General features: G+C 71.4%; 26 protein-coding genes. 8 read left to right on the top strand and 18 right to left on the bottom strand.

Annotated features, from left to right (window positions below; all coding sequences use genetic code 11):
- Window positions 1–381: 381 nt before the first annotated feature.
- On the bottom strand, window positions 382–1032 hold the full coding sequence (locus tag ACIG36_RS05210; protein ID WP_399922064.1) for a DNA-3-methyladenine glycosylase: 651 nt from the start codon (window positions 1030–1032) through the stop codon (window positions 382–384).
- Between the two features lie 74 nt (window positions 1033–1106).
- Between ACIG36_RS05210 and ACIG36_RS05205 the strand changes: the two genes are divergently transcribed.
- The gene (locus tag ACIG36_RS05205; RefSeq protein WP_399922061.1) at window positions 1107–1889 is read left to right on the top strand and encodes a sporulation protein; all 783 of its coding nucleotides are present in this window, start codon (window positions 1107–1109) and stop codon (window positions 1887–1889) included.
- A gap of 49 nt (window positions 1890–1938) precedes the next feature.
- Here ACIG36_RS05205 and ACIG36_RS05200 read toward each other — a convergent pair whose 3' ends face one another.
- Complete coding sequence (locus tag ACIG36_RS05200) at window positions 1939–2367, bottom strand: barstar family protein (protein WP_399922059.1); 429 nt, start codon at window positions 2365–2367, stop codon at window positions 1939–1941.
- Window positions 2364–2807 (bottom strand): ribonuclease domain-containing protein, encoded by a 444-nt coding sequence (locus tag ACIG36_RS05195; RefSeq protein WP_399922232.1) that lies wholly within the window; start codon window positions 2805–2807, stop codon window positions 2364–2366. The genes ACIG36_RS05200 and ACIG36_RS05195 overlap by 4 nt, the downstream gene beginning before the upstream one ends.
- Window positions 2808–2977: 170 nt before the next feature.
- Between ACIG36_RS05195 and ACIG36_RS05190 the strand changes: the two genes are divergently transcribed.
- Entirely contained in the window at window positions 2978–3517 is a 540-nt protein-coding gene (locus ACIG36_RS05190) for a YbhB/YbcL family Raf kinase inhibitor-like protein (RefSeq protein WP_399922056.1), read from the top strand.
- Between the two features lie 341 nt (window positions 3518–3858).
- On the opposite strand, the gene ACIG36_RS05185 is transcribed toward ACIG36_RS05190, so the two are convergent.
- The 4 genes from ACIG36_RS05185 to ACIG36_RS05170 all read right to left on the bottom strand — a co-directional run bounded on the left by ACIG36_RS05185 (window position 3859) and on the right by ACIG36_RS05170 (window position 7141).
- Complete coding sequence (locus ACIG36_RS05185; protein WP_399922052.1) at window positions 3859–4626, bottom strand: sulfite exporter TauE/SafE family protein; 768 nt, start codon at window positions 4624–4626, stop codon at window positions 3859–3861.
- Between the two features lie 129 nt (window positions 4627–4755).
- Window positions 4756–5718 carry an SPFH domain-containing protein gene (locus tag ACIG36_RS05180; protein ID WP_399922050.1) on the bottom strand — a complete coding sequence of 321 codons (963 nt, stop codon included), beginning with the start codon at window positions 5716–5718 and terminating at the stop codon, window positions 4756–4758.
- A gap of 155 nt (window positions 5719–5873) precedes the next feature.
- On the bottom strand, window positions 5874–6296 hold the full coding sequence (locus tag ACIG36_RS05175; RefSeq protein WP_399922047.1) for an NfeD family protein: 423 nt from the start codon (window positions 6294–6296) through the stop codon (window positions 5874–5876).
- Between the two features lie 53 nt (window positions 6297–6349).
- A complete protein-coding gene (locus tag ACIG36_RS05170; RefSeq protein ID WP_399922044.1) occupies window positions 6350–7141 on the bottom strand; it encodes an ABC transporter ATP-binding protein in 792 nt (263 codons plus the stop codon).
- 109 nt (window positions 7142–7250) lie between these two features.
- On the opposite strand from ACIG36_RS05170, the gene ACIG36_RS05165 reads away from it, so the two are divergent.
- Window positions 7251–8057: a hypothetical protein gene (locus ACIG36_RS05165; protein ID WP_399922041.1), complete on the top strand. Its 807-nt coding sequence runs from the start codon at window positions 7251–7253 to the stop codon at window positions 8055–8057.
- A 96-nt stretch (window positions 8058–8153) separates the two neighbouring features.
- Here ACIG36_RS05165 and ACIG36_RS05160 read toward each other — a convergent pair whose 3' ends face one another.
- The 4 genes from ACIG36_RS05160 to ACIG36_RS05145 form a co-directional block, all read right to left on the bottom strand.
- Entirely contained in the window at window positions 8154–8558 is a 405-nt protein-coding gene (locus ACIG36_RS05160) for a chaplin (protein ID WP_399922039.1), read from the bottom strand.
- Window positions 8559–8750: 192 nt separating this feature from the next.
- Entirely contained in the window at window positions 8751–8990 is a 240-nt protein-coding gene (locus ACIG36_RS05155; protein WP_399922036.1) for a chaplin, read from the bottom strand.
- A 177-nt stretch (window positions 8991–9167) separates the two neighbouring features.
- A complete protein-coding gene (locus ACIG36_RS05150; protein ID WP_399922033.1) occupies window positions 9168–9818 on the bottom strand; it encodes a response regulator in 651 nt (216 codons plus the stop codon).
- Window positions 9811–10962 carry a GAF domain-containing sensor histidine kinase gene (locus tag ACIG36_RS05145; protein WP_399922030.1) on the bottom strand — a complete coding sequence of 384 codons (1152 nt, stop codon included), beginning with the start codon at window positions 10960–10962 and terminating at the stop codon, window positions 9811–9813. Before ACIG36_RS05145 ends, ACIG36_RS05150 begins: the two co-directional genes overlap by 8 nt.
- A gap of 103 nt (window positions 10963–11065) precedes the next feature.
- Here ACIG36_RS05145 and ACIG36_RS05140 point away from each other — a divergent pair, with 103 nt between their 5' ends.
- Complete coding sequence (locus ACIG36_RS05140; protein ID WP_399922027.1) at window positions 11066–11800, top strand: nitroreductase family protein; 735 nt, start codon at window positions 11066–11068, stop codon at window positions 11798–11800.
- A 365-nt stretch (window positions 11801–12165) separates the two neighbouring features.
- Window positions 12166–12867 (top strand): transglycosylase SLT domain-containing protein, encoded by a 702-nt coding sequence (locus tag ACIG36_RS05135; RefSeq protein WP_399922024.1) that lies wholly within the window; start codon window positions 12166–12168, stop codon window positions 12865–12867.
- 145 nt (window positions 12868–13012) lie between these two features.
- On the opposite strand, the gene ACIG36_RS05130 is transcribed toward ACIG36_RS05135, so the two are convergent.
- Window positions 13013–15580 (bottom strand): FHA domain-containing protein, encoded by a 2568-nt coding sequence (locus ACIG36_RS05130; RefSeq protein ID WP_399922021.1) that lies wholly within the window; start codon window positions 15578–15580, stop codon window positions 13013–13015.
- A 200-nt stretch (window positions 15581–15780) separates the two neighbouring features.
- Here ACIG36_RS05130 and ACIG36_RS05125 point away from each other — a divergent pair, with 200 nt between their 5' ends.
- Window positions 15781–17469, top strand: a complete 1689-nt coding sequence (locus ACIG36_RS05125; RefSeq protein ID WP_399922018.1) for a streptophobe family protein — start codon at window positions 15781–15783, stop codon at window positions 17467–17469.
- Window positions 17470–17555: 86 nt separating this feature from the next.
- Window positions 17556–18788 carry a phosphoserine phosphatase SerB gene (gene serB / locus ACIG36_RS05120; RefSeq protein ID WP_399922015.1) on the top strand — a complete coding sequence of 411 codons (1233 nt, stop codon included), beginning with the start codon at window positions 17556–17558 and terminating at the stop codon, window positions 18786–18788.
- A gap of 18 nt (window positions 18789–18806) precedes the next feature.
- On the opposite strand, the gene ACIG36_RS05115 is transcribed toward serB, so the two are convergent.
- The 6 genes from ACIG36_RS05115 to fabG all read right to left on the bottom strand — a co-directional run bounded on the left by ACIG36_RS05115 (window position 18807) and on the right by fabG (window position 22014).
- Window positions 18807–19325 carry a SixA phosphatase family protein gene (locus ACIG36_RS05115; protein ID WP_399922013.1) on the bottom strand — a complete coding sequence of 173 codons (519 nt, stop codon included), beginning with the start codon at window positions 19323–19325 and terminating at the stop codon, window positions 18807–18809.
- 104 nt (window positions 19326–19429) lie between these two features.
- Window positions 19430–19651, bottom strand: a complete 222-nt coding sequence (locus ACIG36_RS05110; protein WP_399922010.1) for a hypothetical protein — start codon at window positions 19649–19651, stop codon at window positions 19430–19432.
- A 205-nt stretch (window positions 19652–19856) separates the two neighbouring features.
- The gene (locus tag ACIG36_RS05105) at window positions 19857–19973 is read right to left on the bottom strand and encodes an SGM_5486 family transporter-associated protein (RefSeq protein WP_361898397.1); all 117 of its coding nucleotides are present in this window, start codon (window positions 19971–19973) and stop codon (window positions 19857–19859) included.
- Between the two features lie 33 nt (window positions 19974–20006).
- A complete protein-coding gene (locus ACIG36_RS05100) occupies window positions 20007–20354 on the bottom strand; it encodes a hypothetical protein (protein WP_399922007.1) in 348 nt (115 codons plus the stop codon).
- A gap of 164 nt (window positions 20355–20518) precedes the next feature.
- Window positions 20519–21289, bottom strand: coding sequence for an enoyl-ACP reductase FabI (gene fabI, locus ACIG36_RS05095; RefSeq protein WP_399922004.1), 771 nt, complete (start codon window positions 21287–21289; stop codon window positions 20519–20521).
- A 5-nt stretch (window positions 21290–21294) separates the two neighbouring features.
- Window positions 21295–22014 carry a 3-oxoacyl-[acyl-carrier-protein] reductase gene (fabG, locus tag ACIG36_RS05090; protein WP_399922001.1) on the bottom strand — a complete coding sequence of 240 codons (720 nt, stop codon included), beginning with the start codon at window positions 22012–22014 and terminating at the stop codon, window positions 21295–21297.
- Window positions 22015–22205: 191 nt separating this feature from the next.
- On the opposite strand from fabG, the gene ACIG36_RS05085 reads away from it, so the two are divergent.
- Window positions 22206–23732, top strand: a complete 1527-nt coding sequence (locus tag ACIG36_RS05085) for a TldD/PmbA family protein (RefSeq protein WP_399921998.1) — start codon at window positions 22206–22208, stop codon at window positions 23730–23732.
- The last annotated feature ends 34 nt before the right edge of the window (window positions 23733–23766 follow it).

Raw genomic sequence — 23766 nt, 5'->3', positions numbered from 1 at the left:
CTCAAGGAACGGACGCTTCCTTTGTACTCACCCTCTCGGGCTTTCCTCCGGGCGCTTCCCTTCGTTGTTTCCAACCTTACCAGATCCGTTTTCCGTTCCCTCCCGCTTCTCGATGAAGCAGTTGGTTCCGAATTCCGTTTCCGGCCCCCGTTGGCGGGGTGACCACTACGTTAGCGGATTTCCCTTGCGGCTCCTAATCGAGCCGATCGTCGACATATTTCGGCGCACCGAAATAGACCCCGATCAGGGATGTCCTCGCAGTAGTGGTTGTCGCCGCTCATCGGTACTACGCGCTCACAGCGCTGCCCGTCTCAAGCGGCTTGCCTACGTTAGGCCCTCCCGCCGTCGGAGTCAAGCACCGCAGGATCAAGCGCCGCGGGATCACGTACCGCGCTTGCTCCTGTCCCGCGGCACGTGTGCCCGGTACGGGCTGACCGTCGGGTCGCCGTCCGTCCAGAAGCGCCACGGGTGGGTCGCGCCCTCGCCGCCCACCCCGGTGCGCGGTCCGTTCCGTACCCGGTGTGCCGGGACCGGGTCGCCCTGCAGGACGCCGAGCGGGGCGCCGGGGCCCGCGCAGACGTCGGTTCCGTTGAGGGTCCGGTCCACGTCGAGTGCCGTGGCGAGGCGGGCCGGGCCCTGGGCGAGTTCGCGGTCGCGGCGGGCCTTGGGGCGGTGTTCCCGGGCGAGGTCGATGCCGTTGATGACCTCGCCGCCGCGCAGCAGGACGCCGCTGGCGGTGCCTTCGGGGCCACAGACGAGGTTCAGGCTGAACCACATTCCGTAGATGAAGTAGACATAGGCGTGTCCGGGCGGGCCGAACATCGACGCGTTGCGTTCCGTGCGACCGCGATAGGCGTGCGAGCCGGGGTCGGACTCGCCGGCGTATGCCTCGACCTCCGTGATGCGGAGTTCGATCGGCCCCCTGGGGGTCGTGCGGACGAGTGTGCGGCCCAGTAGCTCGGGGGCGACCTCCAGTACGGGACGGTCGAAGAACTCTCGGGCCAGTGGCATACGGTCAGGCGCGGCGATCATGCCGCTCGAGCGTAGTGGAACGTAGTGGAAAGGGTCCGGGGGTCAGGCCCGGTCCCGGGGAGGTTGAGGTAGCGATGGTGTTCAAGAAGCTCATGGCGAGCCTGGGCGCGGGTGGCGCGTCGGTCGAGACGGTGCTCTTCGAGGAGAACGTCGTCCCGGGCGGCGTGGTGCAGGGCGAGGTGCGCATCCAGGGCGGCTCGGTGCCGCAGCAGATCGAGGGCCTGTCGGTGGGGCTGCAGGCCCGGGTCGAGGTGGAGGGCCAGGACGGCGAGTACAAGCAGGACGTCGAGTTCACGCGCGTACAGCTGGGCGGAGCCTTCGAGGTGCAGGCGGGCGCGGTGCACGCGGTTCCCTTCACGTTGGAGGTGCCCTGGGAGACGCCGATCACGATGTTCCTTGGCCGTCACCTGACGGGGATGAGCGTGGGGGTGACGACACACCTGGCCATCGCTCGGGCGGTGGACTCCGGGGACCTCGATCCGGTGAATGTGCACCCGATGCCGGCGCAGCAGGCCGTTCTCGACGCCTTCGGCCGTCTCGGCTTCGCCTTCAAGGCCGCCGACCTGGAGCGGGGTCACATCAGCGGGACGCGACAGCGGCTGCCGTTCTACCAGGAGATCGAGTTCCACGCGCCGGCCCAGTACCGGGGGCTGAACGAGGTGGAGCTGTCGTTCGTCGCGGACGACCGGGAGATGGACGTCGTGCTGGAGATGGACAAGAAGCCGGGGCTGTTCAGCTCGGGCAGCGACACCTACCGGTCGTTCACCGTGGATCTGCACTCCTACGACCAGACCGACTGGGCGGCCTATCTGAACCAGTGGCTCGCCGAGGTGGGCGGCCAGCGCAACTGGCTGTGAGCGCGGGGACGGGCCGGGGGCGACAGCCGGAGCCCGGCCCGTCCGCCCGTCAGCCCAGCAGGACCACCAGCGGTGATTCGGTGCCGGCCCAGTAGCCGACCGCGTCGTGGAACACCGCCTCGGCCGTCCGCGCGTCGTCCGGTGCCGCCCGGTCGAAGGTCTGCCAGTCCTCGGCCAGCATCAGGTAGCCGCGGAACTTCCCCGATCCCCACCACGACAGGTCGGTGAGGCAGTCGGCGAGGGCGTCCCAGTTGTGGCCGAACCACTCGGGGAATTCCAGGTCGGTCGCGCACCGATCGAGGAACGTGGCCTTGTCGCGGACGCCGGCGAGGTGCAGCCGGGCGCTGCGCCAGTCGGCTTCGGCGGCGAGGGCCGGGACGTCCGGTGCCGCGTCGGCGGGGGGCAGGCGGTAGATCCCGGGGGGTGTCGTCCCGTTGAGGATGCCGGGGACTCCGGGCGCGGGCAGCAGGCTGGTCATCGTGGCACCACCGCTTCGAAGGTCTGGTAGTGGTCGCTGGTGTAGTAGCGCTCGGCCTGTTCCCCGGTGATGATGCGGCGGGCGCCGCGGTTGCGGGAGCCGGGGGTGGGGACGGTGTACTCGTGGTAGTAGCCGCGGGCCTTTGCGGGGAGCCGCTTCTCGTAGTTGCCGAAGACGGTGCCGTCCTTCTCGTACGGGAAGGGGCCGCCCCTGGCGATGAGTTCGAGGGTACGGCGGGCCTCGGGCGGCAGCCGGTCCTCGCGGACGGTCTTCATGCCCTTCGCCCAGGACGGGGTGGCCGCGGCGGTGGCGGCCGGTGCCTTCTCCGTCTTCTGGCCGCCGGAGGAGCACGCGGGCAGGAGCAGGAGGGGCAGGGCGGCCAGAAGGACCGTCAGCGCGCGCATCGCGCGGCGCGCCTGACGCAGTCGTTCCGGCAGCATTCGTTCTGGCACCAGTCGTTGCGATAGCGGCCGGTCCGAGGACGGTCGTCCGTTTTGTCGAAGTACATGAAGCACACTCCATATGGTCGCAGTCCGGTGTCCGGATGTGTCCGGGTGGCCTCGTTAGGCTGGCGCTTTCACCTGTCCGTGCGCGTACTGGAGGTGTCCCAGTGTCAGACCAGAAGAAACCGCCTCTCCCCCACGATTTTCTTCCCCCGGTGCCCTCGTTCACGGTGGTGAGCGACGATGTGACGCCCGAGGCCCGGCTGAAGGACGCTCAGGTGCACGCCGGGGGCAACCTCTCGCCGCACCTGCGCTGGGAGGGCTTTCCGTCGGGGACCAAGAGCTTCGCGGTGACGTGCTTCGACCCGGACGCGCCGACCGGCAGCGGTTTCTGGCACTGGGTGCTCTTCGACATCCCGGCCGATGTCACCGAGCTGCCCGCGGGCGCGGCGAGCGGTGACATGAAGGCGCTTCCGGCGGGCGCGGTGCATGTGCGCAACGACTACGGCACCCGGGACTTCGGAGGTGCCGCGCCGCCCGCCGGGGACGGTCCGCATCGGTATGTGTTCACCGTGTATGCGGTGGACCAGGAGAAGCTGGGTCCGGACGGGGAGGTGTCGCCGGCCGTGGTGGGCTTCAACCTGCGGTTCCACTCGCTCGCGCGGGCGCAGCTGATCGGCGTGTACGAGGTTCCGGCCGAGGGCTGACGTCCGTGCGCCCCGTCAGGCGCGCGTGAGCGTCCGGAAATTCCGTTGCGCCCCGGCCGCCGTGGATCGCACAGTGGTGGTGCTTGGCCGACCGCTTCGCATGCGGCCGTCGGGCAGCGGGCACCGCAGTGGCGGGGGTGGCCCGGCGCGTGTGCGCCGGCCGTCTGCCGGAGGCCGGTTCTGTGCCGGGTGACCGCGCTCGCTGCTGTACGCTCCGGGCCCGCGTTTCACACGGGGGAAGGGCCCGGAGCGTTTTCTCTTGCGTCAGCCGCCTCCGCACGGGGTCGGCTGCGAGGACGTCATCACGTCAGCAGCACTTCAGCAGCACTTCAGCAGCGTCATCACTTCAGCAGCATCTGCACGATGGCCACGATGCCGACGGCGACGATGACCGCGCGCAGGGCGGTGGGTGGCAGGCGGCGGCCGACCTTGGCGCCTATCTGGCCGCCGATCGTGGAGCCGACGGCGATGAGCAGGACCGCGAGCCAGTCGATGTCGGCGACGAAGACGAAGAAGAGTGCGGCGACGCCGTTGACGATGACGGCGAGGACGTTCTTGAGGGCGTTGACGCGCTGGAGTTCGTCGTGGAGCAGGACGCCCATGAGGGAGAGGTACAACACGCCCTGCGCGGCGCCGAAGTAGCCGCCGTAGGCGCTGGCGATCAGCAGTCCGGCGATCAGGGCGAGGCCGCCGTCCGTGGGTGCCTGGGTGCCGTTGCGTTCGCGGCGGCGGGCGAGGGCGCGGGCGAGGCGGGGCTGGAGGACGACGAGGACCAGGGCGAGCGCGATGAGCGCGGGGACGATGGCGTCGAAGGCCTTGGACGGGAGCGCGAGCAGCAGGATCGCGCCGGCGAGCCCGCCGAGGAGGGCGACCAGGCCGAAGCGGATGATCCGGCTCTTCTGCCCCAGGAGTTCGCGGCGGTAGCCGAAGGCGCCGCTGATGCTGCCGGGGACCAGGCCGAGGGTGTTGGAGACGTTGGCGGTGATCGGGGGCAGTCCGGTGGCGAGGAGCACCGGGAAGGTGATCAGTGTGCCGGAGCCGACGATGGTGTTGATGGTGCCGGCGCCGATGCCGGCCGCGAGGACCGCTAGTGCTTCCCAGATGGACAAGGCCATCTCCTTACGTCAGTGAGTCGCCTCCCCGCCGTCAGAGGTCGGGGGGCCGCACTGATCATGCATGAGACGGCCCGGTCGGTGACAGGCGTTACCGGCCGTAGTTGCCGGCCGACCGGGCGGCGCCTAGTCGATCGGGGGCTGCTCGCGGCGCGGGCGGACGTTCTCCTTGGTGGTCCTCGCGGCGCCTGAACCGCCCGAGCCGCCCGAGCCCATGGGGCCGAGGTTGCCGACGGCGCCGCTGAGGCCCTTGAGCGCGTCGCCGATCTCGCTGGGCACGATCCAGAGCTTGTTGGCGTCGCCTTCGGCGATCTTCGGGAGCATCTGGAGGTACTGGTAGGCGAGCAGCTTCTCGTCGGCGTCGCCGGCGTGGATGGACTCGAAGACCGTGCGGATCGCCTGGGCCTCGCCCTCGGCACGCAGTGCGGCGGCCCGCGCCTCGCCCTCGGCCCGCAGGATCGCGGACTGCTTCTCGCCCTCGGCGGTGAGGATCTGGGACTGGCGGATGCCCTCCGCGGTGAGGATGGCGGCGCGCTTGTCGCGGTCGGCGCGCATCTGCTTCTCCATCGAGTCCTGGATGGAGGTCGGCGGCTCGATGGCCTTGAGCTCGACACGGTTGACGCGGATGCCCCACTTTCCGGTGGCCTCGTCGAGGACGCCGCGCAGGGCCGCGTTGATCTCCTCGCGGGAGGTGAGGGTCCGCTCGAGGTCCATGCCGCCGATGATGTTGCGCAGGGTGGTGACGGTGAGCTGTTCGATGGCCTGGATGAAGCTGGAGACCTCGTACGTCGCCGCGCGGGCGTCGGTGACCTGGTAGTAGATGACGGTGTCGATGTTGACGACGAGGTTGTCCTGGGTGATCACCGGCTGCGGCGGGAACGGCACGACCTGCTCGCGCAGGTCGATGCGGTTGCGGATGGAGTCGATGAAGGGGACGACGATGTTCAGGCCCGCGTTGAGGGTGCGGGTGTAGCGGCCGAAGCGCTCGACGATGGCGGCGCTGGCCTGCGGAATGACCTGAACCGTCTTCATGAGGGCGATGAAGACGAGCACCACCAGGATGATCAGGACGATGATGATCGGTTCCATCGTGGCTCCAGCTCCCCGTGCCTGTGTCGTTGCCTGTGTCGTTGAACTTGATCAGAGTCTTTCAGAACACGGTGCCGCCGTGCAGGCGTTGGGGCGAGGTCGTCCGCATCGTGGCGGGCCCTCGGTGCCCGTGGCGGGATTCGTCCGGCGGGGCGTCACATCACCACGGCGGTCGCGCCGTCGATCTCGACGACGTCGACCTGTTCCCCGGCCTCGAAGGCGCGGTCGGTGTCCAGGGAGCGCGCCGACCAGATCTCGCCCGCGAGCTTGATGCGGCCGCCGCTGCCGTCGACCCGTTCGAGGACGACGGCCTGGCGGCCCTTGAGCGCCTCGATGCCCGACGCCAGCTCCGGGCGGCGGGAGCGCTGCCGGTTGGCGATCGGGCGGACGACGGCGATGAGGGCGACCGAGACGGCCGCGAAGACGACGAACTGGGCCACGGTGCCGCCGCCCACGGCCGCGGTGACCGCGGCGGCGACGGCTCCGACCGCGAGCATGCCGAATTCCGGCATCGCGGTGACGACCAGCGGAATGCCCAGCCCGACGGCGGCGACGAGCCACCACACCCAAGTGCCCACGTGGTCATGGTAGGGGCGCGGGCGGTCCGGGGACAGGGCGCCCGGGGGCGGCCTCAGCCCATGGGCAGGCCCTGGGCCGTCCAGCGGTCGCCGCGCTGCTCGACGACCAGGGGGAGGCCGAAGCAGTGCGAGAGGTTGCGGGAGGTGAGCTCGAGCTCGATCGGTCCGGCGGCGAGCACCTTGCCCTGGCGGATCATCAGGACGTGGGTGAAGCCGGGGGCGATCTCCTCGACGTGGTGGGTGACCATGACCATCGAGGGGGCGAGCGGGTCGCGGGCGAGGCGGCCGAGGCGGCGGACGAGGTCCTCGCGGCCGCCGAGGTCGAGGCCGGCGGCGGGCTCGTCGAGCATGAGCAGCTCGGGGTCGGTCATCATCGCGCGGGCGATGAGGGTGCGCTTGCGCTCGCCCTCGGAGAGGGTGCCGAACTTGCGGTCGAGGTGGTCGGTCATGCCGAGCACGTCGAGGAAGGCGCGGGCGCGCTGCTCGTCGATCTCCTCGTAGCTCTCCTGCCAGCCGGCGGTCATGCCGTAGGCGGCGGTGAGGACGGTCTGCAGGACGGTCTGGCTGCGCGGCAGCTTGTCGGCGAGGGCGATGCCGGCCATGCCGATGCGGGGGCGCAGCTCGAAGACGTCGACGGCGCCGAGCTTCTCACCGAGGATCCGGGCGGTGCCCTTGGTGGGGAAGAGGTAGCTGGAGGCGACATTGAGGAGGGTGGTCTTGCCGGCGCCGTTGGGGCCGAGGATCACCCAGCGCTCGCCCTCCTTGACCGACCAGGAGACCTGGTCCACCAGAGCCCGGCCCTCGCGGACCACGGATACGTCCACCAGTTCCAGTACATCGCTCATGAGCGCGTTGTCTCCCATTGCAGTCGCGTCGTCGCTTGCGCCTGTCGGCGCAGCCCCCAAGGAAAACCTACGCCACCGGTTGCCGGTGGCAGTCCCTAGGCTGGGGGGCATGCTCGATGAACCTCGCTCAGGACGGCTCACCGCGTGGGGAAATGCCCTGCTTGCCGGATTTGCCGCACCGGATGACGCGGCCCACCACATCACCGGACGTGACGCGGTCCACCGCGTCACCGGTCTGCCCGGCGAGTCCGGGCCCGTCGGTCTCACCCTGGCGCTGGGGCGGCTGCGCGCCCTCGGGGCGACGGGCCTGCGGCTCGCGCTCCCGGCGCCGGGTCACCCGCTGGGGCTGACCGGGCCGCCGGAGTTCAACGCGCGGGCCCTGGAGGCCGAGGAGGCCGTCGTCGCGCCCGGGGCCGGACTGGGGCTCGTCCCGGAGGTGTACGAGGCCGGGCCCGAGGGCGATGTGCACGTCGAGGTCCTGTGGCACTGCCTGCCGGTGCGGGAGGCGCCGCCCGCCGACGTGCCGTCGCTGTCGGAGGCCGAGCGGGAGCTGGCCGAGGCGCTGCGCGAGGCGACCGAGGTGCTCACCCGGCTGGACGTGGCCGGCTCCGGGCCGGTGGCGCAGGCGGCGCTGGAGGCCTACCGGGCGCGGGCCGAGCGCGGGCGCGAGGTGCTGGCGCCGGGGTATCCGCCGCGCGCGGTGCGGGTGCTGGAGCTCGCCCAGCGCGTGGGGGCGCTGGTCTCGATCGCCTACGAGCCGGGGGACCGCGAGGGGCGTGAGCACGGCGGCGCGGTGAGCGCGTCGGAGATCGCGGCGCGTTCGGCGGCGCTGCGGCCGGTGGAGCGCACGGCCCGGCGGGCCCAGGTGGCCGCGTACAACGCCATGGTGGAGGAGCGGGACCGCCGGCGGGGCTGAGACCGGGCGTACAGCGGGAAGGCCCCGCGGACTGGACGTCCGCGGGGCCTTCCCGCTGTACGCCTCCGCCTCCCCGCGGGGACGCGGACGCCGGTCCTAGTGGTGACCGCCGTTGTGGTGACCACCGTCGTGGTGGCCGCCTCCGTGGTGGCCGCCGTCGTGGTGCCCGCCGTGGTGGTAGCCACCGTCGTGGTGGCCGCCGTTGTGGTGACCACCGTCGTGATGCCCGCCGCCGTGGTGCCCGTCGTTGACGCAGGTGTTCCCGAAGGTCGGGTTGAGCAGGCCGACGATGTCGATGCTGTTGCCGCAGATGTTGATCGGGATGGCGATCGGCACCTGGATGACGTTGCCGGAGATGAAACCGGGGGAGCCCTTCGCGGCGCCCGAGGCCAGGGCCCCGCCGAAGCCGTCATCGTCGTGAGCCATGGCGGGAACCACGGAGGCGCCGAGGGCGACACCTGCGGCGGCCAGAGCGAGGGCGGCCTTCTTGGCACTGTTCATGAGGTGGTCTTCCTTTGAGATGACTGACCTTGTCGACCCCCTGATACGGGGGTCGTGCACTGATGAACGCCAGTGCACCGCCGATGGCACGGCCATCGGCGGTGTTTGCCCTCGTTCGGACGATTGATCACCCCTCGGATGTCGGCTCCACCGCGGCGGAGCCGACCGGCCGACGAGGCGGGGCGAAGCTGGTTACTTGTTGACGCAGGTGTTGCCGAGCGCCGGGTTGAACAGACCCACGACGCTGACGGTGTTGCCGCAGGCGTTGACCGGGATGGAGATCGGGGCCTGGACCACGTTGCCGGAGACGACGCCCGGGTTGCCCTTGGCCTCGGCGTTCGCACCACCGTGCGCGGAGGCGGCACCGGCACCGGCAAGGGCGAGACCGCCGACGGCGAGGGTGACGGCAGCGGCCTTCTTCATGTTCTTCACTCTTCCTGTGACCTTCCTGAGGAGTCTTCCAGAGCGTCGCCACGGCCAGCTGCCGCGGTTACGCCATGGAGAACGCCGCTGGGCCATTCGAGTTGCGTGGGCAGGCGGGTAATCACACGACCGCATGAATCTCTGATCAGAACGTGACGTTCAGCTACCGCCCGGTACGCCCGGCGCTCAGGCCCCTATCCCATGGCGGACGGCCCACAGGGCGGCCTGCGTGCGGTCGGCGAGGTCGAGCTTCATCAGGATGTTCGACACGTGCGTCTTGACGGTCTTCTCCGAGAGCACCAGCGCACGGGCGATCTCCCGGTTGGAGCGGCCGTCCGCGATCAGGGCGAGGACCTCGCGCTCGCGGTCGGTCAGCGCGTTGCCCCGGCCCTGCCCGCCGCCGTTCGTCTCCTCCTGGGAGAGCAGGGCGCCCGCCACCTCGGGCTGCAGCAGCACATGCCCGGCGTGCACCGACCGGATGGCGCCGGCGAGGGCGTCGGGGTCGACGTCCTTGTAGACGTAGCCCGCGGCTCCCGCGCGCAGGGCCGGGACGACGGTGCGCTGCTCGGTGAAGCTGGTGACGATCAGCACCCGGGCGGGGTTGTCGAGCTCCCGCAGGCGGCGCAGCGCCTCGATGCCGTCCATGCCGGGCATCTTCACGTCCATCAGGACGACGTCCGGGCGCAGCTCCTCGGCCCGCTCGACGCCTTCGGCGCCGTCCGCGGCCTCTCCCACCACCTCTATGTCGTCCTGCACCTCCAGGAACGTGCGCAGTCCGCGCCGGACGACCTGGTGGTCGTCGACGAGCAGCACCTTGATGACGCGGTCCTCAGCCACCGGGCACCTCCATCTCGATCGTGGTGCCCTTGCCGGGCGCCGAGTCAACGGTCAGCTTGCCGCCGACGCCGTCCGCCCGGTCCCGCATGGAGACCAGGCCCAGGTGGCGGCCGGCCTGCCGGACGGCCGAGGGGTCGAAGCCGTGGCCGTCGTCGCTCACCCGCAGGGTCGCGCCCTGTCCGGCGCGGGCCAGGGTGACCTCGACGCAGGAGGCGCCGGAGTGCCGCAGGGCGTTGTGGAGGGCTTCCTGGGCCACGCGCAGCAGTGCCTCCTCCTGGGCGGCGGGCAGGGCCCGTACGCAGTGGGTGGCGAAGGTGACGCGGGCGGAATGGGCGCGGTCGAGGACCTTGACGTGGGTGCGCAGGGTGGCGACGAGCCCGTCCTCGTCGAGTCCGGCGGGGCGCAGTTCCACGACGGCGGCGCGCAGCTCGTCGGCGGCCTCGGCGGCGAGGCGGGCCACCTGGTGCAGCTCGCCCTTGGCGCGGACGGGGTCGCGGTCGACGAGGGCGGTGGCGGCCTGGGCGGTCAGGCGGAGGGAGAAGAGCTTCTGGGAGACGGCGTCGTGGAGCTCGTGGGCGAGGCGGGCGCGCTCGCCGGCGATGGTCAGCTCGCGGCTGCGTTCGTAGAGGCGGGCGTTGGTGAGGGCTATGGCGGCGTGCTGGGCGAGGACGCCCAGGAGCTGCTCGTCCTCGGCCGTGAAGCCGCAGCCGGCCGGTTCCCCGGGGCCGCGCCGCTTCTTGTTGGCGAGGAAGAGCGCGCCGAGGATCTCGTCGCCGTCGGCGACCGGCATGCCGAGGAAGTCGCTCATGTCGGGGTGGGCGTCGGGCCAGCCCTCGAAGCGGGGGTCCTGGCGGACGTCGGCGAGGCGCTGGGGGGTGGCGTCCTTCAGCATGGCGGCGAGGATGCCGTGCTGGCGGGGCAGGGGGCCGATGGCCTTCCACTCCTCGTCGTCGACGCCGTCGACGACGAACTGGGCGAAGCCTCCGTGGTCGTCGGGGACGCCGAGGGCGGCGTACTCGGCGTCGAGGAGCTCGCGGGCGGAGACGACGATCGTCTTGAGGACGTCGCGGACCTCCAGGTGCCGGCTCATGGCGAGGAGTGCGGTGCTCACGGCCGTGAGGCCGGAGCGGGGGCCGTTGGTCATGATCTCACCGTATCCAGGGGGTGCCGGGGTGGGCATCGGGCCCGGGGTGGCGAGGGGTGGGCCATGGGGCCTAGGCCGGTGGTCCGGTGGGCAGACTCCCGTCATGTCTATACCAATGCAGTGGACGCCCACGCACGGCGATCCCTACCGTCCGGTGCCCTATCGTCCCGAGCGGATGCCCGCCGAGGAGTCCCTGGCGCGCGCGGCCGAGCTGCGGGAGCGGATGAGCGGGCGGCGGACCGTGCGGCAGTTCTCCACGGACGCGGTGCCGGAGCAGGTGGTGCGGGACGCGATCGCGTGCGCCGCCACGGCGCCCTCCGGGGCGCACCAGCAGCCGTGGACGTTCGTCCTGGTCAAGGATCCCGAGGTGCGGCGGCGGATCCGGGAGGCGGCGGAGGAAGAGGAGCGGGTCTCCTACGCCGGGCGGCTGGGTGAGGAGTGGCTGGCGGCGCTGCGTCCGCTGGGCACGGACGAGGTCAAGCCGCATCTGACGGACGCGCCCGCGCTGATCGTGGTGTTCCAGCAGCGCTACTGGCTGGGCGAGGGCGGTGAGCGGCGCAAGCACTATTACGTGGACGAGTCAGTGGGCATCGCGGTGGGGATGCTGCTGTCGGCGCTGCACCTGTCGGGGCTGGCGGCGCTGGTGCACACGCCCAGTCCGATGCGGTTCCTGTCGGAGGTGCTGGGGCGGCCGGCGAACGAGAAGGCGTTCGCGGTGATCCCGGTGGGGTATCCGGCGGCGGACTGCCGGGTGCCGGATCTGGTGCGCAAGAGCCTGGAGCAGGTGCTGGTCGAGGTGGAGTCACCTGCCGGTCGGGACGCGGCCACCTGCCGGTAGGGCGGCAGTCACTTGATCAAGCGTTTTTGATCGCAAACGCTATGCGCCTGTGCGGCCACGCCGGGTGAGCGTTGCGTTCCCCCGGTGTGAGCCCGCTCATGGGACGCAGGTCACATACGAAGAAGCCTAGTGGACGGGTAAAGCGGTCATAAGTGGTCGCCTCAGCAGGGAGTGGGCCGCTTTCCCAGGTCCTTGGTCCCGGCCTACGCAACGAAGCGGGGTAGTAGGTCGCACCTTTGCCACACCTTTTTGCAGCCGCTAAGAATTGCCCCCGTCGCACGGCGCCGTCGATCGAGACGCGGCGCTTCCTTCGCGCCGATCCGGGCCTGATGCGACTCAAGCGACTGGAAGAGGATCAGCTCAGCATGCGCTCCCCCATCTCTGGCTATACCCGTCTGACCAAGGTTCACAAGTTCTCCGCCGCCGGCATCGCCGCGGCCGGTGCCGCCGCCCTGGTGTTCGCGGCCGTTCCCAGCGGCTCGGCCGACGCCGAGGAGACGGTGGCCGTCAAGCCGGTCGCCTGGAACGCATCCGCCTTCGGTGAGACGCAGCAGGCCGAGCTGACCAAGCAGTCGGACAACGCCGCGAAGCAGGCGAAGGCCGAGGCCGAGGCCAACAAGAAGAAGGCCGAGGCGGAGGCCAAGGCGAAGGCCGACAAGGAGCGCGCCGAGAAGCAGGCCGCGAGCCGTTCCGAGGAGCGCAAGCCGGTCCAGGCCGCGCCCGCCGCCCCGGCGCCCAAGACCTACGCCAACAACCTTGACGGCTGGATCAAGGAGGCGCTGGACGTCATGAAGGCCAAGGGCATCCCCGGCTCCTACAACGGCATCTACCGCAACATCATGCGGGAGTCGACCGGCAACCCGCGGGCCATCAACCTCTGGGACTCCAACGCCGCCAAGGGCATCCCGTCCAAGGGCCTGCTCCAGGTGATCGACCCGACCTTCAAGGCGTACCACGTCGAGGGCACCTCCTGGGACATCTACGACCCGGTCGCCAACATCACCGCCGCGTGCAACTACGCGTGGAAGGTCTACGGCTCGATGGACAACGTCAACTCGGCGTACTAATCGGCCACGTACTCAAGCGTCGAGTACTACCGGACTTCGGCCTCTCCGCGAGGGCCGGGGGACAGCGAATGCCGAAGGGCGGCACCCGTCAACGGGTGCCGCCCTTCGGCGTATCGGCAGGGCGGCGCGAGGCCGGCCGGGGCCGTTACTTGCGCATGACCTCGGGCTCGTGGCGGCGCAGCAGGCGGGCGACGGCGAAGCCGCACGCGATGCCGATGGCGATGAGCGCGATCATGTCGAGACCCCAGGTGGCCGCGCTGTGCTCCCACAGCGGGTCGAGGTTCTTGGGGTCGCCCTTGTCCATGGGGGCCATGATGTGCGAGAGGTCCAGCGTGGCGCCTGCGGCGCCGATGGCCCAGCGCGAGGGCATCAGCCAGGCGAACTGCTCGATGCCGGGCGAGTCGTAGATCTTGAACATGATGCCGGTGAAGACGACCTGGACGATCGCGAACATCACCAGCAGCGGCATGGTCTTCTCGGCGGTCTTCACCAGCGAGGAGATGACCAGGCCGATCATCATCGAGGTGAAGCCCAGCGCGATGATCACCAGGCAGAGCTCGGCGGCGGGCAGGGCCTTGAGGATCAGGCCCTCCTCCGGCAGCGTGCGGATCGAGAAGCCGATCGCGGAGATGATCACGCCCTGGACGGCGGTGATCAGGCCCAGGATGATGACCTTGGACATCAGGTACGCCGAGCGGGACAGGCCGACGGCGCGCTCCCGTTCGTAGATGACCCGTTCCTTGATCAGCTCACGGACGGAGTTGGCCGCGCCGGAGAAGCACGCGCCGACCGCGAGGATCAGCATGATGGTGCCGGCGTCCTGGTTGAAGTGGCCCTTGCCCGGTGCCCCGAGGCCGAAGTCGGACGGGATCACCGTGCTCACCCCGCCGAGGACGGCGGGCAGGATCAGCATCAGGGCGATGAAGCCGCGGTCGGAGGCGATCACCGAGCAGTAGCGGCGCATCAGCGTCCACAGCTGGGAGCCCCAGCTCTGCGGGACCGGCGGGCGCACCATCTGCGGCTGGACGTGCACGGACTGCGGGGCGACGGCGTCGATGTCGGCCGCGTACATCTGGTAGTGCTGCGAGCCGCGCCAGCGGCCGGACCAGTCGTAGTCGCGGTAGTTCTCGAAGGCCGAGAAGACGTCCGCCCAGGTCTCGTAGCCGAAGAAGTTGAGCGCCTCCTCCGGCGGGCCGAAGTAGGCCACCGAGCCGCCCGGCGCCATGACGAGCAGCTTGTCGCAGAGCGCGAGCTCGGCGACGGAGTGGGTGACGACCAGGACGGTGCGGCCGTCGTCGGCCAGGCCGCGCAGCAGCTGCATGACGTCGCGGTCCATGCCCGGGTCGAGGCCGGAGGTCGGCTCGTCCAGGAAGATCAGCGAGGGCTTGGTCAGCAGCTCCAGGGCGACCGAGACGCGCTTGCGCTGGCCGCCGGAGAGGGCGGTGACCTTCTTGTCCTTGTGGATGTCGAGCTTGAGCTCGCGCAGCACCTCGTCGATGCGGGCTTCGCGCTCGGAGGCCGCGGTGTCGCCGGGGAAGCGGAGCTTGGCCGCGTAGCGCAGCGCCTTACGGACGGTGAGCTCCTTGTGCAGGATGTCGTCCTGCGGGACCAGACCGATGCGCTGGCGCAGCTCGGCGAACTGCTTGTACAGGTTCCGGTTGTCGTAGAGGACGTCGCCCTGGTTGGCGGGCCGGTAGCCGGTGAGCGCCTTGAGCAGGGTGGACTTGCCGGAGCCGGAGGGGCCGATGACGGCGATCAGCGACTTCTCGGGGACGCCGAAGGAGACGTCCTTGAGGATCTGCTTGCCGCCGTCGACGGTGACGGTGAGGTGGCGGGCCGAGAAGGAGACGTCACCGGTGTCGACGAACTCCTCGAGGCGGTCGCCGACCAGCCGGAAGGTCGAGTGACCGACACCGACGATGTCGTTGGGGCCGATGAGCTGCTGGCGGACCGGCTGACCGTTGACGTAGGTGCCGTTGTGGCTGCCGAGGTCGACGATCTCGAAGCCGCCGGCGGTGGCCCGGAACTCGGCGTGGTGCCGGGAGACCTGGAGGTCGGAGACGACCAGCTCGTTGTCCAGGGCACGACCGATGCGCATCACCCGGCCGACGGCCATCTGGTGGAAGCTGGTCGGGCTGCGGTCGCCGTAGACGGGCGGCGCCCCGGACGGACCGCCCGTGGGCTGCCGGTCCGGCTGGGCCTGCTGCTGCGGCGGGACGTACGACTGCTGCTGGGGCTGCTGCTGCCAGCCCTGCTGCTGCGGGGGCTGCTGGTACTGCTGACCGGGCCAGCCCTGGCCGCCGGCCGGCTGACCGGGCTGCTGGTACTGCTGCGGGGGCTGCTGGCCGTGCTGCACCGGCGAGGCCATGGCGGTCTGCGCGCTGTACAGGTCGGCGGCCGGGGCGCCGGGGGCACCGGAGAGGCTCAGCCGCGGGCCGTCCGTCGCGTTGCCCAGGTGCACGGCCGAGCCGGGGCCGATCTCCATCTGATGGATCCGCTGACCCTGCACATAGGTGCCGTTGGTGCTGCCGTGGTCCTCGATGACCCAGCTTCGGCCGCCCCACCGGATGGTGGCGTGCCGCCATGAGACGCGGGCGTCCTCCAGCACCATGTCACCCTGCGGATCACGTCCGAGGGTGTATGACCGGGACGGATCCAATGTCCAGGTCTGTCCATTCAATTCCAGTACGAGTTCCGGCACTCCATGCCCCACTACTTGTCCCCCGATGAGCCCCCTGCACGGGGAGTCTAGGGATGGCGAACATCGGGAGGAACTATTTCAGGCGCAGTCCCCCAACCGAAAGTCGGGAGTGACGCGACCGTGTACCGGGCCTGTAACAGGCGCCGTTGACCGATGCGAAACACGCCCTGACAGTAGTAACCGCCCATGGAAGCGATGGATGCGCACGGATCATGAGCATCCGGGCAACTGGTATGGACCGGGGGATCGCGATGACCATGACCAGCGGCAGCCGCGCGGCACGGGGCGCGGATCTGCTCCTCACCGCGATCGCCGCCGTGAGCTGGGCCTTCCTCGCCATGGCCGGAGTCGCGGCGCTGGGCCTGCATCTGCTGGGGGCGGACGCCGCCGGCTCCCTGGGCCCGATGACCGCCGCCGTGGTCGTCCTGGCGGTCGGCGGGTCCATCACCCCGTCGGGCTCCGTCGAAGCATTCGGCCTGACGGGCGCGGGGGCGCACACCACCATCGACATCGCGCCACTGGGCGTGAGCCTGGTAGGGGCGCTGCTGCTCGGCTGGGTCTTCGCCCGGTCGCTGCGCGGCTCGGGGCCGACCGTACGCCTGACGGAGCTGGCCGTGCGGGCGGGGGCGGTGACCGTCCTGTTCGTCCTGATCCTCGGCGGGCTGGCCTGGGCGGGCTCGTCCACCGTCACCTTCGACGGCAGCGCGCTCGGGCCGGCGCCGGGAGGCGGGACGCGGAGCCCGGGGCTGGAGATACCCGGCCTCGGCGACCTCGGGGACATCGGCGGTGGCCTCACCGACCGTCTGAAGGACCTCGCCGACGCCAAGGCGTCCGTCGGCTTCTCCGTGCGCACCGGCCCCTCGCTCCTGGGCGGGCTGGTCTGGGTGCTGGGCGTCCTGCTGGTCACGGTGCTCACGTCCCGCCGGGCCCCGGTGCCGCGCGGCTGGGAGGCGGCACACCGCGGCATCCGCCCGGCGGCCTCGGCGCTGCGCGCGGTGCTGGTGCTCTCGGTGGTGGCGGGGCTGGCGGCCGCGGTGTTCGCGGCGGCGGGTGACGGCCACCCGGGCAGGGTGGCCGGCGCGGCGCTGCTGGGGGCGCCCAACGGGGTCTGGCTGGGGGTGCCGCTGGGGCTGTTCGTGCCGCTGCGGGGCATGGCGAGCGGGTCGCTGCTGCAGATGCTGCCCCATCCGCTCGACGACCTGCTGCGCATGAGCAGCGATCGATCGGTGTCGGTGGCGCGGCTCGCCGAGCTGGAGCCGCTGGTGTGGCTGCTGTCCATGGGGTGCGGGTTGCTGATGCTTGCGGCCGGGGTGCTCACGGCGGCGCGTACGCCCCGGGGGCGGGCCGGTGCGGCCGGCTTCGCCGGGCGGTGCGGGCTGTCGCTGGGCGCGGCCACGGCGGTGGCGCTGCCGCTGCTGGTGCTGGCGACCCGGGTGAAGGCGGACGCGTCCCTGTCGGTCCTGGGCATCGACGCCATGGGCGCGGGCCTGGAGCTGCGCGGCAGCGTGCCGCTCGCGCTCGCGCTGGGCGCGGTGTGGGGGCTGGTCGCGGGCTTCGCCGGGGGGCTGCTGGCGTACGCGGCGGGGGCGGCGGGGCGGCGGGCCGCGCCGTTCGCCCGGGGCGGGGCGGGCGCCGGCGCGGGCGCGGGGGCCCGTACCTACCCCGACCTGGCGTACCGGCCGGGCCCGTACAGCCCCTCGCCGGGCTACCGGCCCGCGCGGGCGGACACCAACCCCTACCTGCGGCAGCCGGGGGACGATCCGTACAGCGCGCCGACCCAGACCGGCAAGCCCCCGCCGCTGCCTCCGATGCCGCGGCAGCGGCCCCGCTACACCTACGGTTCCTCTCCGGTGCCGCCGCCGGACGAGCGGCCGCCGCCACCGCCCGGGGGCCGCCGGTAGGACACGCCCCGGGCACGGGCGGCGGTGTCCGGCAGCCGGGACACGTGTACGGGTCCGGCACGGGGCCGGATACCGTAGGAACCACCATGAGCGCATCGCAGACCCCGCCTGCCACCGCCGTCACAGGCGAAGACGACCCGACCCTCCTGGTCAAGATCTTCGGGAAGGACCGGCCGGGCATCACCGCCGGGCTCTTCGACACCCTCGCCGCCTACGCCGTGGACGTCATAGACATCGAGCAGATCGTCACACGGGGCCGGATCACCCTGTGCGCGCTGGTCACCGCCCCCACCGGGGGCGGGGTGACGGAGGGCGCGCTGCGGGCGACCGTGCACAGCTGGGCGGAGTCGATGCACCTGCAGACGGAGATCATCTCCGGGCGGGGCGACAACCGGCCGCGCGGCACGGGCCGTTCCCACGTCACCGTGCTCGGCCACCCCCTCACCGCGGAGTCGACGGCGGCCATCGCGGCCACCATCACCGACACCGGCGGCAACATCGACCGCATCTTCCGCCTCGCCAAGTACCCGGTGACGGCGGTGGAGTTCGCGGTGTCGGGCACGGACACCGAGAAGCTGCGCACGGCGCTCGCCACCGAATCGGCGGTGCTGGGCGTGGACGTGGCGGTGGTGGCGGCCGGTCTGCAGCGCCGGGCGCAGCGGCTGGTGGTGATGGACGTGGACTCCACGCTCATCCAGGACGAGGTCATCGAGCTGTTCGCGGCCCACGCGGGCTGCGAGGCGGAGGTGGCCGAGGTGACCGCGCAGGCGATGCGCGGCGAGCTGGACTTCGAACAGTCCCTGCACGCGCGCGTGGCGCTGCTGGCGGGGCTGGACGCGTCGGTGGTGGAGAAGGTGCGGGCCGAGGTGCGGCTCACGCCGGGCGCCCGCACGCTGATCAGGACGCTGAAGCAGCTGGGCTTCCAGGTCGGCGTGGTCTCCGGCGGGTTCACCCAGGTCACCGACGATCTGCGGGAGCGGCTGGGGCTGGACTTCGCCTCCGCCAACACGCTGGAGATCGTCGACGGCAAGCTGACCGGCCGGGTGACCGGCGAGATCGTGGACCGGGCGGGCAAGGCCCGGCTGCTGCGCCGGTTCGCGGCGGAGGCGGGGGTGCCGCTGGCGCAGACGGTGGCGGTCGGCGACGGCGCCAACGACCTGGACATGCTCAACGCGGCGGGCCTGGGTGTGGCGTTCAACGCCAAGCCCGTGGTCCGCGAGGCGGCGCACACGGCCGTGAACGTGCCGTTCCTGGACACCGTGCTCTATCTGCTGGGTGTCACCCGCGAAGAGGTCGAGGCGGCCAACACCCACGAGTGAGGCCGCCCGCGGGCGGGTTCAGGCGTGCGGCGCCCAGAAGGCGACGAGCCGTGCCACGCCGTGCTCGACGGACTTCCAGGAGCCGGTGAAGGTCAGCACCGCGATGGCGGAGGTGGGGAAGCCGGAACGGTTCATCCGCGGCAGCAGGTCGCCGTCGGACTCGCCCGCCAGGGCGTCGGCCAGCGCGTGCATGCCGGGGTTGTGGCCGATGAGCACGAGGTCGCGCACCTCGTCGGAGACCTCGTTGAGCAGCGCGATCAGCTCACCAAGGGACGCCTCGTACATCCGCTCCTCGTAGACCGTCCGGGGGCGCTCCGGCAGTTCGGAGACGGCCAGCTTCCAGGTCTCGCGGGTGCGGGCGGAGGTGGAGCAGAGGGCCAGGTCGGGGGTGACGCCGGAACCGGCGAGCCAGCGGCCGGCGACCGGGGCGTCCTTGCGGCCGCGGTCGGCGAGCGGACGTTCGTGGTCGTCGCCGTCGGACCATTCGGCCTTGGCGTGCCGGAGGATGACGATCCTGCGGGTCGGTTCGGAGCTCATGCCGTCCAGCTTCGCATGAAACGTACGGCGAGGCGCGGGGTGTTGGCAGGCATGCCCCGGCAGGGTGGTGCCCCGGAGCGCACGGCGCGCACGGCGCCCGGCCGTCACGGCGCCCAGCGCGCGGCGGTGTGCTGCACGAGCTGCACCACGCGCGTGATCGTGCCGCCCGCCGGGGCGGGGCCGTCGTGGGCCGAGGCGGGCGAGGACAGCAGCCAGAACAGGGTCACGAACGCGGCGGCGGGCAGCGCCAGGGCCCACCAGGGCAGCCGGGCCTGCGGGCGGGGACGGGGACGGGCGGTGACGGGGGCCTGCCTGCCGGCGGACATGTGAATCGCCTCCGAGCGGTTCGGTGCACCGCCGCGTCGCGGTGTACTTCGAACCTACGGAGCGCGGCCGCCGCCGCCCATCCGGCAACCTACCCACTCGCCCCTGACACTGGCCCCCTAGGGGATGGTGGGGCCAGCCCCACCACGGGCCGGCCGCGGGCGGCCCGCCGCCGGGGCTGTCGTCAGGCCGTCGTCAGGCCGTCCGTCAGGGGGAGGCGATGGTGGCGATGACGCCGATGACGACGGTGATGCCGAGCATCACGCCGAGGATGGTCAGCAGGGCCTTCTGGCCGTTCTTGGGGTTCTCGTCGAGGACGGGCATGGCAACAGTCTCCCACCCCCCTCCCCCGCGTCGTCACCCGGGCGTGTGCGTCACCCAGGCCCTGCGGATCTCCAGCCAGCAGCGCCGGGTCAGCTCGACGTGGCGGGCGGGGCCGACGGTGACCTGGGCGGTGTCCATGGCGGGATCCCACCAGCGGGCGCACACCACGTGCAGCTGGACGCGGTCGGGGCGGGAGTCGCCGTTGAAGCAGTCGGACCGGGCGTGGGAGCCGTGCACGCGCGTGTGGCACTCCGCCTCGCGCCGCGGCTCCGGCGCGGGACGCGGCCCGGCGCCGTGCCCGGCGGCGGTGGCCTGGGCACCGGACAGGGCGGCGGTCGCCAGCAGCAGCGCCGCCGCGCGGCATATCGGGAAGCGCGTCACCTGGTACCTCCTCTGGTACCTCCTCCCTGGCCACCAGTGTGCGGGCGATGCCCGCACCGCACGACCCGGGGCGCCACAGGGGCCCGGGAACGCGCGATGCCCGCCCCGGCGGGAGGCCGGGACGGGCATCGGAAGCGCTGCGGGTGGCAGGGGCGCTACGGGCGTCAGGCACCCATCATGTGCACGCCGCCGTCGACGTGGACGATCTCGCCCGTGGTGCGGGGGAAGAAGTCCGACAGCAGACCGACGACACCGCGGCCGGCCGGCTCCGGGTCGGCCAGGTCCCAGCCGATGGGGGCGCGGTGGTTCCAGACGTCCGCGAGCTCCTCGAAGCCGGGGATCGACTTGGCGGCCATCGACTTGATGGGGCCGGCGGAGACCAGGTTGCAGCGGATGCCCTCGGGGCCGAGGTCGCGGGCCAGGTAGCGGTTGGTCGACTCCAGCGCGGCCTTGGCCACACCCATCCAGTCGTACTTCGGCCAGGCGATCTGGGCGTCGAAGGTCAGGCCCACGATCGAGGCGCCCGGACCCATCAGCGGCCGCAGGGCCATGGCCAGCGACTTGTAGGAGTACGCCGAGACCTGGACGGCCGTGGAGACGTCCTCCCAGCTCGCCTCGAGGAAGTTGAAGGCGCCCTGGGGGCCGAAGGCGATGGAGTGCACGATGCCGTCGAGCCGGGCGTCCTCGCCCTGCAGCTCGCGGATCTTGCCGGCCAGCCCGTCCAGGTGCTCCTGGTTGGTCACGTCCAGCTCGATGACCGGCGCTTCCTTGGGCAGGCGCTTGGCGATGCGCTCCACCAGGGACAGGCGGCCGAAGCCGGTCAGGATGACCTCGGCGCCCTCGTTCTGGGCGACCTTGGCGGCCTGGAAGGCGATGGACGACTCGGTGAGGACACCCGTGACCAGGATGCGCTTGCCTGCGAGGATTCCACTCATGTCGATCAGTGACCCATGCCCAATCCGCCGTCTACGGGAATGACGGCTCCGGTGATGTATGCGGCGTCCTCGGAGGCGAGGAAGCGGACCGAGGCGGCGATCTCCTCGGGCTGCGCGTAGCGGCCCAGCGGGACGTTGCCGACGATGTCCGCGCGCTGCTCGTCGGTGAGCACGCGGGTCATGTCGGTGTCCACGAACCCGGGCGCGACGACATTGACGGTGATGTTGCGGGAGCCCAGCTCACGGGAGAGCGAACGGGCGAAGCCGACGAGGCCGGCCTTGGAGGCGGCGTAGTTCGCCTGGCCCGCCGAGCCCATCAGGCCGACCACGGAGGAGATCAGCACCACGCGGCCCTTGCGGGCGCGCAGCATGCCCTTCGAGGCGCGCTTGACGACGCGGAAGGTGCCGGTCAGGTTGGTCTCCACCACCGAGGTGAAGTCCTCCTCCGACATGCGCAGCAGCAGCTGGTCACGGGTGACGCCGGCGTTGGCCACCAGCACCTGCACCGCGCCGTGCTTCTCCTCGATCTCCTTGTACGCGCTCTCGACCTGCTCCGGGTCGGTGATGTCGCACTTGACGGCGAGGCACCCCAGCTCCAGGAGCTCGGCGGGCGGCTCGCCCGAGCGGTAGGTGAAGGCGACCTTGTCCCCCGCATCGGCGAAGGCGCGCGCGATGGCGAGGCCGATGCCCCGGTTTCCTCCGGTGACGAGAACCGAGCGGCTCACAGGATCACCCTTCCGTTTACGTATCCATCGGTACTGCTGGACTACACAGAACGTATCGGTAGACGTCCCCGAAGAAGCAATCGACCTGCGACAGGGGGGATGGGCGGTCACTGTTGGATCTCTACAGAACCCGGCTGCGGCGGCGGGGGCCGTGGTTCACTGCGGTCACATGACGACAAGGAGAGTGGACTGTGCCGCATGAGATCGACCCGTCCTTCCTCGCGCTGCCGTTGCGGCCGCTGGCCGACGCCGCTCTCGCGCGGGCCCGCGCGCTGGGCGCCTCGCACGCGGAATTCCGCTTCGAGCGGGTGCGCAGCGCCTCGTGGCGGCTGCGGGACGCCCGGCCGGCGGGGTCCTCGGACACCACCGACCTGGGGTATGCGGTGCGGGTGGTGCACGGGGGGACGTGGGGCTTCGCGTCCGGCGTGGACCTGACCATGGACGCCGCCGCCCGGGTGGCCTCGCAGGCGGTGGCCATGGCCAAGCTGTCGGCCAAGGTGATCGCGGCCGCCGGTTCGGACGAGAGGGTGGAGCTGGCGGACGAGCCCGTCCACGCGGAGCGCACCTGGGTGTCCTCGTACGAGGTCGACCCCTTCGCCGTGCCGGACGCCGAGAAGACGGCGCTGCTGGCCGACTGGAGCGAGCGGCTGCTGGCGGCGGAGGAGGTGGCGCACGCGGACGCGACCCTGACGACCGTCCACGAGAACAAGTTCTACGCGGATTCGGCGGGCACCGTCACCACCCAGCAGCGGGTGCGGCTGCATCCGCAGCTGACGGCCGTGGCCGTGGACCCGGCCACCGGCGGCTTCGACTCGATGCGCACGCTCGCCCCACCGGTCGGGCGCGGCTGGGAGTACCTGACGGGCGACGGCGGCTGGGACTGGGACGCCGAGCTGGCGGAGATCCCCTCGCTGCTGGCCGAGAAGATGCGGGCGCCGTCCGTCGAGGCGGGCACGTACGACCTGGTGGTGGATCCGTCCAACCTGTGGCTGACGATCCACGAGTCGATCGGCCACGCCACCGAGCTGGACCGGGCGCTGGGCTACGAGGCCGCCTACGCCGGCACCTCGTTCGCCACCCCCGACCTGCTGGGCACGCTGCGCTACGGCTCGCCGCTGATGAACGTCACCGGTGACCGCACGGCCGAGCACGGCCTGGCGACCGTCGGCTACGACGACGAGGGCGTGGCCGCCCAGTCCTGGGACCTGGTCAAGGACGGCGTCCTGGTCGGCTACCAGACCGACCGCCGGATCGCCCGGCTGACGGGCCGGGAGCGGTCCAACGGCTGCGCGTACGCCGACTCGCCCTCGCACGTGCCGGTGCAGCGGATGGCGAACGTCTCGCTGCGCCCGGCGGCGGACGGGCCGTCGACGGAGGAGCTCATCTCCGGGGTGGAGAACGGCATCTTCATCGTCGGCGACCGGTCGTGGTCGATCGACATGCAGAGGTACAACTTTCAATTTACGGGGCAGCGGGCGTACGCGATCCGCGGCGGCCGGCTGCGGGGGCAGGTGCGGGACTTCGCCTATCAGGCGACGACCACGGACTTCTGGGGCTCGATGAAGGCCGTGGGCGGTCCGCGGACCTATGTGCTGGGCGGCGCCTTCAACTGCGGCAAGGCCCAGCCGGGCCAGGTGGCGGCGGTCTCGCACGGCTGCCCGTCCGCCCTCTTCGAGGGCGTCAACATTCTCAATACGACGCAGGAGGCGGGTCAGTGAGCGGCGAGCACGGGAACGGCCGGGGGTCCGGGGG

It is taken from the genome of Streptomyces sp. NPDC053048, assembly GCF_044547045.1.
GTDB lineage: Bacteria > Actinomycetota > Actinomycetes > Streptomycetales > Streptomycetaceae > Streptomyces.
The sequence above is the reverse complement of the archived record's forward strand: the minus strand, read 5'-3'. Positions and strand labels throughout refer to the sequence as shown.